Source organism: Lysobacter enzymogenes, assembly GCF_023617245.1.
GTDB lineage: Bacteria > Pseudomonadota > Gammaproteobacteria > Xanthomonadales > Xanthomonadaceae > Lysobacter > Lysobacter yananisis.
Window position 1 is genome coordinate 5350743 of the sequence record NZ_CP067396.1, and the last position, 14052, is coordinate 5364794.

The following is a 14052-nucleotide window of genomic DNA, read 5'->3' on the forward strand; positions in this document are numbered from 1 at the left end:
GTCGAAGCACGCATGATCGAGGCACGCACGATCGAAGCGCGCACCATCGAAGCGCGCCGCACCGACGCCGCCGATCCCAGTCCCGCGCCCGCGCGCATGAGCCGTTCCCATGCCGTTTCCCGAGTGAGAAAGCAGCGGCGCGCCGCCAGGCCGCCGCTTCACTCACTGTCAACGGAGACGGACATGATCGACGGATTCTGCGCGCGCCGCGCCGCGCTCGCCCTGGCCACCACCCTGCTCGCCTGCGCCGGCTTCGGCCAGGACGCGGTCGCGGGTGCTTCCACCGTCATCGCGATGGCCAGCCCCCAGGCCAACATCGGCGGCTACTGCTTCAGCGCCGCGGGAGGCTCGACCGCGCCGGGCGCCACGGTGTATCCGTGGACCTGCGGCGGCGACCCCAGCCAGCAATGGGAGACCCAGATGATCGGCGTGTCCTCGCGCCAGGGCGACAACGCCGCGGCGATCGCGCGGCTGGTCAACGTCAAGAGCGGCCTGTGCCTGGACCTGCAATCGGTCTCCACCGCGGCCGGCATCGGCCTGCAGCAGGCGACCTGCAACGGCTCGATCACCCAGCAATGGGTGCTGCTCAACAACGGCGCGCCGTACGACCGGCGGGCGATCAAGAGCAACTACAGCAACCTGTGCGTGATCTCGCGCTATGTCGACGCCGCACCCGGCCACAACGGCAGCGGGCTCAAGCAATACGCCTGCGATTTCACCGAAGTGCCCAACCCGCACCGGGCCTGGCGCATGACCCTGTGATTCCCGCTTCGGCCGGTGCAGCGCGCGCCGGCCGGAGCGGCGCGATGCGCGAGGCGCATCCGCCGCTCAGCGGATCTTGCGCCCCACCCGCGGTCGCCAGACCGCATCGTAGATGTAGGTCGCCTGGCCGACGATGGCCTCGCGCCGCACGCAGCCGATGGTGCGCGCATCGCGGCTGTCGACCGCGTTGTCGCGGTTGTCGCCGAGCACGAAGTAGCAGCCGTGCGGGACCGGATAGGCCGCGGTGTCGTCGCCGGGGGCATCGTCGAATGCGTCGTAGATTTCGTAGCTCGCGCCGTCGGGCAGGCGCTCGCGGAAGCTGTTGCGATAGCCCGGCGAAGCGGCTTCGGGCGAACCCGGCGGCGCCACCGGCTCGCGCGCGACCGCGCGGCCGTTGAGATGCAGGCGGCTGGCGATCATCTGCACCCGGTCGCCGGGCACGCCGACGATGCGCGCGGCGTAGTAGCGCTTGCCGTTGGCGCGCGGGGCGACGGCGAAGACGACGACGTCGCCCCGCCGCGGCGGCGAACGCAGGTAGGCCAGGCGCGAGACCAGGAAGCTGTCGCTGGCCTCGATGGTCGGCGACATCGACAGGTTCGCCAGCAGCTGCCGCGCCTGGAACGGCGCCAGCGCCAGCGCGAACGCCAGCGCGCCGGCCGCGACCAGGCCGAAAACGCCGTACGCCAGCGGCGCGATCCACAGAGCCGGGCGCGCGCGCTCGGGTTTCGGGTTCATGCCTGACCTTGTGCGAACGCTGCATCCGCCGCAACGGCGTGCGCATCGGGCCCGCTGTCGAGCGCTGGCTTGTGCATTGCGTGGCTCCCTGCCTCGTGCGTATCGCGATGCAGGATACCCGAGGCATGGCGCCGCGTTCGGCCGCGACGTCGCGCGCTCAGGCCTTGTAGCCGACCCAGCCCTTGAACGTGAGCCCCGCATAGAACAACTCGACGTCGGCGAAACCGGCCTCGCGCAAGATCGCTTCGTCGACGGCCGGCGGCAACACCGGCAGGCGCTGCTTGAACGCCTCGATGCCGCCCAGCGCCTGCGCCGGGGCGACGCCGTTGGCGATCGCGAACGCGGCGTTGCGCGCCAGCCAGCGGTCCATGGCCGGGCCCTGGTTGGGGAAGCTGTGGTGGGCGACCACGAACGGCGCGCCCGGCGCGAGCCGGCGATGGACTTCGGCGACGGTGCGGCGGCGTTCGTCCTCGGCCAGGAAATGCAGGGTCAGCAGGCAGGCCGCCGCGTCGAACGGCCCGTCCGGCGCGGTGTCGACATAGCCCTCGTGCCACGCCACGCGCGCGGCCAGCGGCCCCAACGCCGCGCGCGCCAGCCGCAGCATTTCCGCCGACGGATCGATGCCGTCGAAGCGCCACTGCGGCTGCGCCTGGGCGAACACGTTCAGCTCCAGCCCGCCGCCGGCGCCGAGCACCATCACCCGCGCCTGGGCCGGCGCGCGTTCGGCCAGCAGCAGCGCGGCCATCCGCTGCAGGTCGTGCAGGCCGGGAACCAGGCGCGCGGTGCGTTCGGCATAGCCGGCCACGGCGGCGGCATCGGAAAACGCGGAATCGGGGGCGTTCATGTACGCACGGGAGTTTCGGCCGGGGCCGGAAACAACATGTAACCACAAAAGTTACGATAACGCACGCAGGGCGTTCCGGGGGCTTGAGCCCCGATGCAGCCGACTCAGGGCGACGCGCACCTGCCTCATCCGCCGTTCCCGTGACTGCTGTATTTCGTCCACCCCCTTCCTGGGATTGATCCGCGCGCGACAACGGGCGCCGCCTCGGCGGCGCCCGCTGCGCTAGCGCATCGCGCTTACAGCTTGGTGATGCGGATCCAGTTGATGTTCCAGCCGCCCTGCTGGGCGAACACGCCGAAGTTGTAGGTGCCGGCGTTGACGTTGACCGTGTGCGACACCGTGGTCCAGTTCTGCCAACCGCCGGTCGCCGGCACGTTCAACTGTCCGAGCACGGTGGCGCCGGCGTTGAGATCGGCCGACAGCGAACCGCCGCCGGGGCTGGCCACGCGGTACTCGATCCGGTAGCTGCCGCTGCTGGGGAAGTTGACGTTGTTGTAGGCCATCCAATCGCCGGCCTCGATCCAGCCGACGTTGTAGCCGCCTTCCGAGCACGCCTCGACCTGCACGCCGTTCTGCGCGCTGAAGTTCTCCGCTTCCAGCGTCGTGCTCGGGCCCGGGTTGCTGCCGCCGCCGCTGTACACGCGCACGTAGTCCACGTGCATCTTCGCCGGCAGCTTGCTCTCGTCGACGTTGAAGCCGGGCCAGTTGCCGCCGATGGCGAAGTTCAGCAGCAAGAAGAAGTCGCGGTGGAATTCCTCGGTGCCGTTGACGCTGCCCTGGATGCTGGCCTCGTGGAACTTGTTGCCGTCGACGTACCAGCGGATCGCGTTGGCGTCCCACTCGATCGCGTAGACGTGCCAGTCGGCGACGTTGACCGGCGTGTTGCCGCCGTACTGGGCGTAGTTGCCGTTGTGGTCGCGCCAGTGGATCGTCCCGTAGGTGCGGTCTTCGTTGTTGACGTGCTCCATGATGTCGATCTCGCCCGAATCGGGCCAGCCGACCTGCGGCAGGTTCGAGCCCAGCGCCCAGAACGCCGGCCACGCGCCCATGAACGACGGCAGCCGCATGCGCGCTTCGATCTTGCCGTAGCGGAAGTTGCGGATGCCCTGGGTCTTCATCCGCGACGAGGTGTAGCGGAAGCCGCCGAAGTCCTCGCGCTTGGCGGTGATCACCAGCGCGTTGTTCTCGATGCCGGCGTTCTCGCGCCGATAGTATTCGAGTTCGTTGTTGCCCCAGCCGCCCGATCCGTTGCCGGTCTCGAACACCCAGTCCGGCCCGATCGAACCGTTGAACTCGTCGCTCCACACCAATTGCCAGTTCTGCGCCCAGGCGCCGCCGGCGAACAGGGACGCGACCAGGAATGCGGCCACCCGCATCAGCTGTTTCATGGTTCTTCTCCTTGCGGGGTGGTGGACACCCCACACAGGCGGGACACGACGCAGCCGCGCGCCGCAACGCTGTGCGGCGCACGAACACACCGGAAGGATTCGCGATGGCGGTTCCCGCCTTCCTCCGGCGACGCTGTCCCGGGCGCGCTGGAGGGCTCCGATCCTAGGCGAGCGCGCGGCCGCGCGCGCGCGCCGGGCCGCCACTTCGGCGCTTTTCGCGCCGATGCGTGACGCGCGCACGCTCGCGGCGTGAAGGCGATTGGGCTGGGCACCCGGCGATGTTGCTGGGCAATATCGCCGTGCGCGCCGGCCGCAGGCGCCGCGTTGAAACAAACGCGCGCCAGCGCACGGCCGGCGCGGATACAGTATTCGCCGCGGCCGGCCGGCGCCCACCGCGCAACGACGGCGGTCCAGCGCAAGGCGGCGCGACGGCGCGCGCCGAGCGCGATCCCGCGCTCGCACACCGCAAACGACCAGGGCGCCTCGCGGCGCCCTGGTTGCTGCGATCGGCGAGGCAGCCAGCGCGGCCGCGTCGCCGGAGATGCGCGCCGGACTTACTTGGCGCGCACGATCTCGAAGCCGCTCACATCGACGCCGAGATTGAAGCCGCGACCGGTGCCGCTCACCGCCAGCGACACCTGGCCCTTGGTCATGACCAGGCCTTCCGCGCTCTTGACCACGCCCGCGTTGGCGCCGGCGGTGACGTAGGTGCCGTAGATCTCGCTGATGCTGTTGAGCTTGGTGAACTCGCCCTTGCCGTTCTCGATGCTGTACTTGCCCGCGGTCAGGCCGGCGCCGCGGACGTGGATCTTGACCTTGGCGGTCTCGCCGTTGTCGCAGGTGACGCGGCCGCTGCCGTTGATGTGCTTGTAGATGACCGCCCAGCCCGAAGTGTCGAAAGTCATGTGGCACTTGGTCTCGGCGCCAGCGGCGCGGGCCGGCTGTGCAGCGAAGGTGCCGGCCAACGCGAACGCCAGAACTGCGATGCCTGCAATGCGCATGGTCATGCCGTTTCTCCTTGAATGAACCGGTCGAAGCCGTAGTGGGCGCCCGCCGTGGGGCGCGTTCGAATGCGTACCGCTACAAACTGGAGCGGCCGGCGTTAGCGCGGCGCGAAAAAGCCCCGGCGAGGCTGAATCGTTCGCAGACGCGGCGACGGCCGGGCGCGGCGCCGCCTGCTGAGCGCGAGCACAACGCATGGCGGATCGCGTCGGTTTCGACGCTGCGCGCGAAGCGGGCGCGTCATGCGTGCGCATCCGCGTTGCCGCACCGCGACGAAGCCGCGCCTCGTACGCGAGCATCCGTCACGGCGCGAACACGTCGCCGAGCGCGGCCCGCCTTCGCAACCTCACCCACCCTCACCTTGTGATGCGCTTTCGAGCGCGCGCACAGACGCCGACTAGGATCGTTCCGCAGCACCCGCGGGCACCGCCCCGTTTCGTCCCCCGCACCCGCTTCGCTGGAGCAGCGTCCATGCGCCGATTCGCCTCGCATCCGTTCCTGCACACCGCGCTGCTGGCCGTGCTCGCCATCCCCGCCGCGCAGGCCGCGCCGACCGCGCTGGGCGGTCTCGGCGGCGGCGCCTGCACCGCCGTCGGCGTCAACGACAGCGGCGCGGCCGCCGGCCAATGCCGCAACGCCGCCGGCGATTTCCTGCCGACCTATTGGGCCGCCGGCAGCGTCGTGGCGTTGCCGCTGCGCGGACTGCAACTCGATGGCGTCTGCGAAGCGCTGGGCATCGCCCGCGACGGGCAGATCGCCGGCAATTGCGAACTCGGCGACGCCGGCGAACGGCGGCCGGTGGTGTGGCGCACGCCGTCGCTGCCGGCGGCAGCGCCGCAACTGTTGAACGGCCGCATCGGCGACGACCGCGCGATGGCGACGGCGATCAACCCGGCCGGCGCCGTCGTCGGCGTCAGCACCAGCCCCGGCGGCCGCGACGTCCCGGTGATCTGGAAGAGCGACCGCACCGCGGCCACCGCGTTGCCGGTGCCCGGAACGCTGCCGCCGCTGCTGTCGCCGGTGACCCAATGCCGGGTCATGGCGCTGGACCCGGCGCCCGCGCCGGTCGCGGTCGGCAGTTGCGATCTGCGCCAGGGCGGCACGGTCGCGGTGCGCTGGACGCCGAACGCGCTGGGCGGTTACGGCGTCGCGATGCTGCCCGGCATCGCCAGCGGCGGCGGCTGCATCGCCGTCGCGGTGGCCGCGTCCGGCCACATCGCCGGTACCTGCGAGGATGCGGCCGGCGACATGGCCGCGGTGCGCTGGCTGCCGACGCTGGCCGCGCCGGCGCTGCTGCGCGGCCTGCCGCGCGAAGCCGCGCAGGGCCAGCAGGTGTTCGCCGCCGACATCAACGCCGCCGGCTTGGTCGCCGGCAACTACATCGCCAGCGACGGCCGCGCGCGCAGCTTCGTCTGGGCGCCGGCCGATGCGCCGGCGCACGAGGACGGCCTCGACCTCGGCCTGCTCGGCGGCAGCCAGGCCTACGCGCGCCAGATCGCCGACGACGGCCGCATCCTCGGCATGACCGAGACCGCGCAGGGCGCGCAGATCGCGTTCTCGTGGACGCCGGCGGACGACATGCGCGATCTCGGCACGCTCGGCGGCCACACCAACCTGCCCGCGGCGATGAGCCCGAACGGCGCCTGGATCGCCGGCGTGTCCACCACCGTTTCCGGTTATCGGCAGGCGTATCGCATCGGCCCGGCCGAAGCGGGCGCGTCCCGGCGCGGCGCGAGGGCGCGTACCGCGAACACGGCGCGCGCGCACGCCGACGCAGCCGAAGGCGGCTATCCCGGGCTGCGGTTGCCCAATCCGATGCCGGCCTGCCACGACAAGCACAGTCGCTGCGGCGCCTGGGTCGCGAACGGCTTTTGCGTGTCGACGTTCTACTCGCGCGCGCAAAAGGCCGCGTACTGCGCGAGTTCGTGCAATCTGCCGTGCTGAACGCCGGCGGCTCTCGCCGCCGCGCTCAACGCATCCGCTCGATGTCGCGAGGCCTGGCAGTCCGGCCGCGATAACGCCGGCACGCCGCAACCGCCGTTGTCCCGCGCCGTGTCCGGCGCGGGCGCCGCGATTCAACCGTCCTTCGACAACAGCCGCGCCCGCCTGCGCGCGCGCTGGCGCTGCAGGCTCGCGCGCTGGCGTTCGACGAACCCGATCATCTGCCGCGAGCGCTCCGGCCCGAACGCGCCGCGCTGCGCCAGCGCCAGCCACACCCCGCGCTCCAGCCAGCGCAGATTGCGGTGATGGTGCAGATACCACTTGCCGAAGCGTTCGCTCGGCAGCTGCGCCCAGAAGCGCCGCCCCGACATCACCGTCAACACGGCCTCGACGAAGCGGCGGGTGTTGTCCTCTTCGGCCGGGCGCAGTTGGATCAGCGTGCGGGCGACCTCGACGAACTGAGCCCACTCGTGTTCGCTCAAGCGCACGAATCCGGCCTCATCGTCGGCCGCCGTGCGCGCCGCGGCCCGCGCTTCGCCCGGCTTTTCGAGCGGGCCATGCATTGGGATCGGAGAATGCATTTCGATCGATCTCTTCGCCGCGCGCACGCGCCGCGCCGGCGAGAACCCGCGCACCACGACCGATGCGCGGGCCGTCGCCGGCGCGCCGCGAACGCCTTGCCTTCATCGCGGCGCCGGGCTTACGGCCGGCGCCGCGGAAGGCGCCTTACCAGGCGACCTGGCGCTGTTCGAGCAAGACCGGGGCCACGTCCTTGACGCCCGCGCGACCGAGGATCCGCTCGCGCGCCGCCATCGCCTGATCCACCGAGCCGAAGCCGATGGTCGCCTTGCCGCCGACGTCGGAGGAGTACAGCAGCGTGCCGCCGCTGTCCTTGACCAGGGCATCGACCACGCCGATGTGGGTGATGTAGACGTCGAGCTCGGGCTTGACGATCACCGTGCCGCCCGAAGCGGACACCGCGACGGCGAGATTCTCGCCGCCGCCCGCGGGCGCCGCGGCGACCAGCCCGCCTGGGTTGCTGGTCGACTGCGCCTGCGCGCGCGCGGCCGTCGTTTTCGCCGGCAGGTCCACGGTGTAGCCGGCGGTGGGCAGGCCGATGCCCGCGCCGGCGGCGCTGGCGTCGGCCGGGCGCACCACCGCCGAAGGCGCCAGGCGGAACTCGGTCGAGCCGACCGTGAACGCCGGGCCGGTCGCCGCCTGGGTCAGTTCGGCCGGCGAGGCGGCGTTCTGGGCCAGGGCCGGTGCGAACGCGACGGCCAGCAGCGCGCCGTACAAGGTTTGGGTTTGGATTTTCATGTTCAGCGCCCCAGGACTCGGATCTTGAACGAAGACAGGTTGGCGTTGGCGGCGGCACCCGCCGCCAGCGCGGTGTCGGCGACTTCCAGCGTCCAGTCGCCGTTGCCGGGTTCGTCGAGGAAGGCGTTGACCGACGCCAGCGACGCGCTCAGGGTGCCGCCGTCGTTGACCGGCAGCGATCCCGGCGGCAGCACGATCGCGCGCGTTCCGCTCGGCGAGATCAAGGAGATCCGCACGGTCGTGGCGACATACGGATACGCGTTGCGGGCCGGCGCGCTGGTGTCGAAGCCGATCTGCACGCCTTCGATGCGGGCGGCGCCGCCGGCGATGCGGATGGTCGCGCGCGCCGGCGCCGCGGTGTTGCCGATCGGCTGCGCCTGGTCCAGCGCCGCGCGCTGCCAGCCGCTGTCGAGCAACGGCCCGAGCGATTTGAAGCCGGTGGCGCGGGTCACCGCCATCGTCGCGTCGGCCAGGCCGAAGCCGTACCAGGCGCTGAAGGGACGTCCGGCGGCGTTGACCGTCCAGCCCGCCGCGAGCACGTTGCCGGCGGCGTCGACGACCGGCGCCTGTTGCGGATCGATCTGGCGCGCGGTGGTGGCGAGGATGTACTTGACGTCGCGGAAGCTCAGCTTGGGATTGGCCTGCAGCATCAACGCGACCACGCCGCTGACGGTCGGCGACGCGGCCGAGGTGCCGTTCATGGTCGCGGCGTAGTTGCAGGTGTTGTCGATCGCCGACTGGTCGGATTCCAGGCGGTTGACGTTGTCGTGCGACCACGTCGTCGCCGGCCGGACCTGATTGGTGTTGTAGCCCAGGGCGCAGCCGGACAGGTCGGTGGTCATGATCGCAGGGTCGAAGTTCACCGCCGACAACCGCGCCAGCGCCGCCTGGTCCTCCGGCGTGGTCTGCTGGGCAGCCAGGGTCGCGCGTTCCCAGCCGTACTCGCCGCCCAGGCCCGAGACCCAGATCGACGCGCCGGGCGTGGAGTAGCTGGAGCGCCTGCCGGCGGCATTGACCGCGGCCACGGTGATGACGTTGAAGAAGTTGGATTCCCTGGCGAAGATCGACTGGCTGCAGCCGACCGCCGGGCGGTTCGCGGCGCACAGGTTTTCGCCGTTGCGGAACGACGACCCGCCCACGTAGCTGAAGCTGTTGCCCGCCGCCTTGACGTACACCACGCCGCGTCCGCCGCGGGTGGCCGACATCGGGTTCTCCCAGGCCGCCAGCTCGTTCTCGGAGATCGTCGGCAGGAAGATCGGAAAGCCCGGTCCCCAGCTGTTGTTGGACACGTCTTGGTCCTTGGCCAGCGCGCCATCCCACCACGCATAGCGGACCTGGTCGTTGGAACCGCCGGCATCGAGGAAGTTGAAGCTCTTAAGCCGCGCGCTCGGCGCCACGCCGCGCACGCCGATGCCGTTCCAGCCGACCGCGCCGATGATGCCGCCGACGGCCATGCCATGCGCTTGTCCGTTGGTCGGGGTGGTGTCGTGGGTCTGGTTGATGAAGTTCCACGACCCGTTGGGGACCATGTTCGCGGCGATGTCGGGGTGGGCGATCTCGATGCCGCGATCCAGCACGCCGACGATCACGCCCTTGCCGCGGATGTTGTAGTCGTGCAGGTCGTCGATGCCGATGTCGATGCCCGAGACCGGCCGGGTATCGCCGATCACCGCCTGGCCGTAGTTCATCAGGTGCCACTGATACCGATACAGCGGGTCGCCCTGCTGCGCCTGCGCCGCGCCGGCCGACAGCGCGGCCAGGGTGGCCACGCACAGCGCCGTCTGCTTCTTCCAATCTTGTCGCATACCGCCAACTCCTCGGGTTGTTCCGGACATGCCGCGCCCGTCGCGGCCGGAGCGTCGCTCCGGCCGTCGTCGGCGGCACGCAGATGGGATGGGGGACTTACTGGTAGATCATGGTGAAGGTGACGCTGCTGTTCGCCGAGCCGGCGGTCGCCGCGCCGGTCGCGAAGTACTGCGCGTAATAGCGCAGCGCGGCGCCGCCGGTATCGACCGCGACCTGCTGGCTGTTCTGCAGCGCCAGCGGGTTGCCCAGCAAGACCTGCGAGTAATCGGCGTTGAGCACCTGCAGCTCGACGTTGCCGGCGGTGCCGGCGCCGCCCTGCAGGGTCAGGTTGTTGTTGCTGGTGTTGATGGTCGGGCCCGGCTCGAAGAAGGTCTGGATCTGGGTGGTGCTGGCATCGCAATCGGCGACGCGGATGATGAAGGGCGTGCGGCCGGCGACTTCGCCGGCGGCCGACAGCGCCGACACCGCGACCGCGGGCAGCTTGACCCGGATGTCGGCCGGCGACGGCCCGTTGGTGAGCACGCAGGTCGGCGCGATCACCGAGCCTTCGAAGTGGACGGTGCCGTCGGCGGCGAAACACGCGCCGGGCACGGCCAGGGCGAGGGCGAACGCGATTGCGGAAGCACGCTTCATTGCTGATCTCCAGGGGATTGGGTCCGCGCCGCGGCCGCGCATCGCGGCGCGCGTCGGCGTTGGTCGGGACGGTGCCGCGTGCGCGGCCCGGACCACTCGCGCCGGCGAAGCGCGCGTCGTCCTCATTAGAAACGCGCCGGCTCCGCTCGCTCCCCACCATCGGGATGCAAATGTATTCCGGGTAACATTTCGCGCCGCGATGCGCGGCGCCATCGGCGATGCATGCGCGCAAGCGCCGTCGGCTTGCGCGGCGGCGCATGGATGCATCGGCTTGCGCGGCGACACGTGAGCACGCGGGCTCGCGCGTCAGCGCGCGCGGTCGCCGCGCCGATGCGCGTGCGCGGCGGCGTCGGTCTTCGGCGCCGCGGTCTGCCGGCGCCGCCCGCTCGCGCGCCGATGCTCGTCCACGCGCCGGCGCAGCGCCCGGGCCAGTTCCGGCTCGGCCTGCAACGCATCGATCACGCCGTCCCACACGCCGTCCTCGCACCAGCGCAGGAAACGCATGTACACCGTGCGCCAGCTGCCCGCGTTCGGCTCCAGTTCGCGCCAGCGCAGGTCGCCGGCGGCGACCTGCAGCACGTCCTCGACGAAGCGCCGATAGCGAGGGGCGTTGCGTTGCGCGCGCCGGGTCAGCGTCGGCGGCAGGCGCGCGGCGATGGCCCGCCACTGCGCGTCGTCGAGCCGGGTCCGCGTCTGTGCCGAGCGCGGATGCGGATGATCGTCGCCGCTCGCGCGCGAACGCGCCGCCGCCAACATCCGGCCTCCCGCCGATTCGTCCGCGAATGCGCGCGGCACGGCCGCGCCGGTCCGCACCGCCCTCGCTGCGATGAGCGCTTTCGGATTCACTGCTTCTCCTTGCGGCCGCGCCGCACGGATCGTGCGGCCGGCGCAACGCGATGAACTGGCGCCGCCGACCGGGCCGCGCGTACCAGCGACGAAGGTCACAGAAAATGCGACCCGTCTAATATCCAGAACGTTTTTTCTCCGCGACACCCCACTCGATACAAGGCGTTTTTACGAAACAGAAACTGAACGCCTTGGCGATTCGCAGCGCTCCCGCGCACGCTGCGCGGACCGCGATGACGTCGGCCGCGCACGCGCCGCCGCGCGATGGACCCAGCGCGCATCGGTTCGTTTCGGATGCAACCGCCTGCGCGCGCAGGCGCGAGCCGCGCGGCCCGGCTGTTCGGTGCCGCGTCGCAGATCAACGGCGCGGGCGCGGCCCGCGCGGCCTCAGATCCAGCCTTGCTCGACCAGTTCGCGCTTGAGGTAGGCGTAGTAGATCGGCGCGGCCACCAGCCCCGGCATGCCGAACAGGGCTTCCATCATCAGCATCGCCAGCAGCAGCTCCCATGCGCGCGCCTGGATCTCGCCGCCGACGATGCGCGCGTTGAGGAAGTATTCCAGTTTGTGGATCAGCACCAGATACAGCAACGCCGCCGCGGCGACGTAGACCGACACCGACAGACCGGCCACAGTGATCAGGGTGTTGGAGATCAGGTTGCCGACCACCGGCAGCAGCCCGACCACGAAGGTCAGCACCACCAGGGTCTTGGCCATCGGCAGGTGCACGCCGAACAACGGCAGCACGATCAGCAGGAAGGCCGCGGTGAACGCGGTGTTGAGCGCGGAGATCTTGATCTGCGCGAACACCACCCGGCGGAACGCGTCGGACAGGCGCGCGGCGCGCGCCAGCATTTCCGAGCCCAGCGGACCGAGCTTGAGCGGCTGCAGTTCGTCCTGCAGCGCGATCATCGCGCCGAGCACCATGCCGATCACCAGCCGCGCGCCCAGCTGCACCGCTTCGGCGCCGACCAGGCTCAACTCGCCGCGGTGCTCGTCCAGCCACGCGCTCAGCGCGCGCTGCAGGTCGCTGAGGTCTTCCGGCAGGTAGGGCTGGGCCCAGGCCGGCACCTGCGCGCGCGAGGCGTCGATGACGTCCATCAGCCGCGCCAGCAGCGCCTGCTCGCCGCCGGTGTCGGCGCGGAAGAACGCGATCAGGCCCAGGGTCGCCAGGGTCAGGCCGCCGACCACCAGCGCCGCGATCAGCATCACCGCGAACAGCCGCGCCCACTGCCCCTTGATCCGCCGGTCGGCCAGGCGCGCGAGCGTGTGCACCAGCTGGAACACCAGCAACCCCGACAGCAGCGCGCTGAGCAGGCCGAACTTCAGCACCAGGAACAGCGCCGCCGCGGCGAACAGCCAGGCCGCGATGCGCGCCGGCGGCGCTTTCAGCGACGTCGCCGCAAGCGTGGGAGCGACGCCGGGGCCGGGCGCCGCGGCAGGGTCGACGTGGGGTTCCATTGCGGCGTTCCAGGGGTGCGATGCGGCATTGTAGTGGCGGGCTTCGCGCTGTCACCCCGCCGCGAGCGGCGCCCGCGGCGGACGCCGCCGTCGCCACGCCGACCCGTCGCCCGCGCCCGACACCGGCGGCGCCGGACCCGGCCGCTTTCACGCCGCGACGCCGCGCGCGTTTTCCCTGTGCCGGCCCATCCGACCAGCTGCCGTTGCGCCGATGCGCCCATGCGCCGTGGCGCCGTGCCGGGCGACGCCGGCCGCGCGCGGTTTCCCGCGCACGTAGCGCCGCACCGATCGCCCGCCGGGCCGATCGCCCACACCCCAGGTGACGCCATGAGCCGCATCGTCTACGACCGCAAGCGCTGGAGCCCGAACACGCCGATCTTCCTCAACATCCGCGCCGGCGCCGGCGCGCTCGCCCGGCGCCAGATCGCCGACTTCGGCGCGAGCTGGGCGGCGGCGGTGCTGGGACCGGACCTCAAGATGCCCGACGCGCAGCAGACCAACTATCCGTCGGTGGGCGGCGCGCCGTGGGACCGCGTGCTCGCCGGCGGCCCGCCCGACACCTTCGTCGGCGACCGCCCGCCCGGCTGGATCCGCGGCCATCTGGTCAACGGCCGCTGGCACGGGCGCGGCGACACCTGGCGCAACCTGGTGCCGCTGACCACCATCGCCAATCCCAACCACGCCACCGTCGAGCAATACATCGACAACTACCTCGACGCCTGCCGCCGCTACGAGGAACAGGCCCAGCGCGATCACTGGTACGGCGTGTACTACTGCGTGCGCGCGTCGAAGAACCCGTTGTCCGATCCGTCCGAGACCGACGACGCGCACCTGTACGCCTACGCGCCGGAATTCATCCGCATCGACTGGCGCGCGGTGCGCATCGACAAGCCCGTCGATCGAACGCCGCTGCAGGCGCTGAAGAACATGGACAGCTATCCGATCCAGCCGGTGGCGTCGTTTCCCCCGGACCTGCGCCTACCCGCGCTGCCGACGCCGATGTACGACCGCCATGTGCTGCCGGCGGACAACGTCACCGGCGGCGAGCTGCTGGCCGACCTGCCCGCGGATTTCCCGACCGCGCAGGACAACGAGTTCGACGACTGGTTCGAAATCCATCAAGTCGTGCCGGACTGATATCGCCACGACTGCGTTGCCGTATCGGCGCGCGCCGAGAAACGGCGAGCGGCCTCCCAGAACGCGCAATCCGCCGCGGACAACGAGGCGCTCGATCACAGACACGGGCAACGCCCGCGACCATGATCGCCGCGCACCTTGGTGGCCGCGCCGACGCCGTCGATGCGGCGATATCGATGGGAG

The 14052-nt window shown here is 71.1% G+C and carries 13 protein-coding genes; 3 read left to right on the forward strand and 10 right to left on the reverse strand.

All coding sequences use genetic code 11. The annotated features are described in order from the left end of the window. Positions 1 to 183 precede the first annotated feature (183 nt). Positions 184 to 762, forward strand: a complete 579-nt coding sequence (locus JHW41_RS22125; protein ID WP_250447235.1) for an RICIN domain-containing protein — start codon at positions 184 to 186, stop codon at positions 760 to 762. 66 nt (positions 763 to 828) lie between these two features. Here the strand turns inward: JHW41_RS22125 and lepB are convergent, their stop codons facing one another. The 4 genes from lepB to JHW41_RS22145 all read right to left on the reverse strand — a co-directional run bounded on the left by lepB (position 829) and on the right by JHW41_RS22145 (position 4736). After that, a complete protein-coding gene (gene lepB / locus JHW41_RS22130) occupies positions 829 to 1497 on the reverse strand; it encodes a signal peptidase I (protein ID WP_250447237.1) in 669 nt (222 codons plus the stop codon). A gap of 157 nt (positions 1498 to 1654) precedes the next feature. Continuing rightward, positions 1655 to 2341 carry a class I SAM-dependent methyltransferase gene (locus JHW41_RS22135; RefSeq protein ID WP_250447240.1) on the reverse strand — a complete coding sequence of 229 codons (687 nt, stop codon included), beginning with the start codon at positions 2339 to 2341 and terminating at the stop codon, positions 1655 to 1657. Positions 2342 to 2577: 236 nt separating this feature from the next. Next, positions 2578 to 3729: a carbohydrate-binding protein gene (locus JHW41_RS22140; RefSeq protein WP_250447243.1), complete on the reverse strand. Its 1152-nt coding sequence runs from the start codon at positions 3727 to 3729 to the stop codon at positions 2578 to 2580. Between the two features lie 554 nt (positions 3730 to 4283). Further along, the gene (locus JHW41_RS22145) at positions 4284 to 4736 is read right to left on the reverse strand and encodes a hypothetical protein (protein ID WP_078997645.1); all 453 of its coding nucleotides are present in this window, start codon (positions 4734 to 4736) and stop codon (positions 4284 to 4286) included. 466 nt (positions 4737 to 5202) lie between these two features. On the opposite strand from JHW41_RS22145, the gene JHW41_RS22150 reads away from it, so the two are divergent. Next, complete coding sequence (locus JHW41_RS22150) at positions 5203 to 6675, forward strand: hypothetical protein (RefSeq protein ID WP_250447246.1); 1473 nt, start codon at positions 5203 to 5205, stop codon at positions 6673 to 6675. Positions 6676 to 6806: 131 nt separating this feature from the next. Here the strand turns inward: JHW41_RS22150 and JHW41_RS22155 are convergent, their stop codons facing one another. The 6 genes from JHW41_RS22155 to JHW41_RS22180 form a co-directional block, all read right to left on the reverse strand. Further along, positions 6807 to 7154: a transposase gene (locus tag JHW41_RS22155; RefSeq protein ID WP_250447249.1), complete on the reverse strand. Its 348-nt coding sequence runs from the start codon at positions 7152 to 7154 to the stop codon at positions 6807 to 6809. Between the two features lie 244 nt (positions 7155 to 7398). Next, positions 7399 to 7989 (reverse strand): hypothetical protein, encoded by a 591-nt coding sequence (locus JHW41_RS22160; RefSeq protein ID WP_250447252.1) that lies wholly within the window; start codon positions 7987 to 7989, stop codon positions 7399 to 7401. Positions 7990 to 7991: 2 nt separating this feature from the next. Then, positions 7992 to 9794, reverse strand: coding sequence for a S8 family serine peptidase (locus tag JHW41_RS22165; RefSeq protein ID WP_250447254.1), 1803 nt, complete (start codon positions 9792 to 9794; stop codon positions 7992 to 7994). A 97-nt stretch (positions 9795 to 9891) separates the two neighbouring features. Continuing rightward, positions 9892 to 10428 (reverse strand): fimbrial protein, encoded by a 537-nt coding sequence (locus JHW41_RS22170; protein WP_057946068.1) that lies wholly within the window; start codon positions 10426 to 10428, stop codon positions 9892 to 9894. A gap of 306 nt (positions 10429 to 10734) precedes the next feature. After that, entirely contained in the window at positions 10735 to 11421 is a 687-nt protein-coding gene (locus JHW41_RS22175; protein WP_250447257.1) for a transposase, read from the reverse strand. A gap of 240 nt (positions 11422 to 11661) precedes the next feature. Further along, entirely contained in the window at positions 11662 to 12732 is a 1071-nt protein-coding gene (locus tag JHW41_RS22180) for an AI-2E family transporter (RefSeq protein ID WP_078999976.1), read from the reverse strand. Positions 12733 to 13059: 327 nt separating this feature from the next. On the opposite strand from JHW41_RS22180, the gene JHW41_RS22185 reads away from it, so the two are divergent. Next, positions 13060 to 13869, forward strand: coding sequence for a hypothetical protein (locus JHW41_RS22185; RefSeq protein WP_250447260.1), 810 nt, complete (start codon positions 13060 to 13062; stop codon positions 13867 to 13869). Positions 13870 to 14052 lie beyond the last annotated feature (183 nt).

What these genes read in the sequence shown, in the direction of transcription:
- JHW41_RS22185 (WP_250447260.1), top strand. Translation starts at nt 13,060, where the DNA reads ATGAGCCGCATCGTCTACGACCGCAAGCGCTGGAGCCCGAACACGCCG.
- JHW41_RS22170 (WP_057946068.1), bottom strand. Translation starts at nt 10,428, where the DNA reads ATGAAGCGTGCTTCCGCAATCGCGTTCGCCCTCGCCCTGGCCGTGCCC.
- JHW41_RS22165 (WP_250447254.1), bottom strand. Translation starts at nt 9,794, where the DNA reads ATGCGACAAGATTGGAAGAAGCAGACGGCGCTGTGCGTGGCCACCCTG.
- JHW41_RS22150 (WP_250447246.1), top strand. Translation starts at nt 5,203, where the DNA reads ATGCGCCGATTCGCCTCGCATCCGTTCCTGCACACCGCGCTGCTGGCC.
- JHW41_RS22160 (WP_250447252.1), bottom strand. Translation starts at nt 7,989, where the DNA reads ATGAAAATCCAAACCCAAACCTTGTACGGCGCGCTGCTGGCCGTCGCG.
- JHW41_RS22180 (WP_078999976.1), bottom strand. Translation starts at nt 12,732, where the DNA reads ATGGAACCCCACGTCGACCCTGCCGCGGCGCCCGGCCCCGGCGTCGCT.
- JHW41_RS22135 (WP_250447240.1), bottom strand. Translation starts at nt 2,341, where the DNA reads ATGAACGCCCCCGATTCCGCGTTTTCCGATGCCGCCGCCGTGGCCGGC.
- JHW41_RS22145 (WP_078997645.1), bottom strand. Translation starts at nt 4,736, where the DNA reads ATGACCATGCGCATTGCAGGCATCGCAGTTCTGGCGTTCGCGTTGGCC.
- JHW41_RS22125 (WP_250447235.1), top strand. Translation starts at nt 184, where the DNA reads ATGATCGACGGATTCTGCGCGCGCCGCGCCGCGCTCGCCCTGGCCACC.
- lepB (WP_250447237.1), bottom strand. Translation starts at nt 1,497, where the DNA reads ATGAACCCGAAACCCGAGCGCGCGCGCCCGGCTCTGTGGATCGCGCCG.
- JHW41_RS22140 (WP_250447243.1), bottom strand. Translation starts at nt 3,729, where the DNA reads ATGAAACAGCTGATGCGGGTGGCCGCATTCCTGGTCGCGTCCCTGTTC.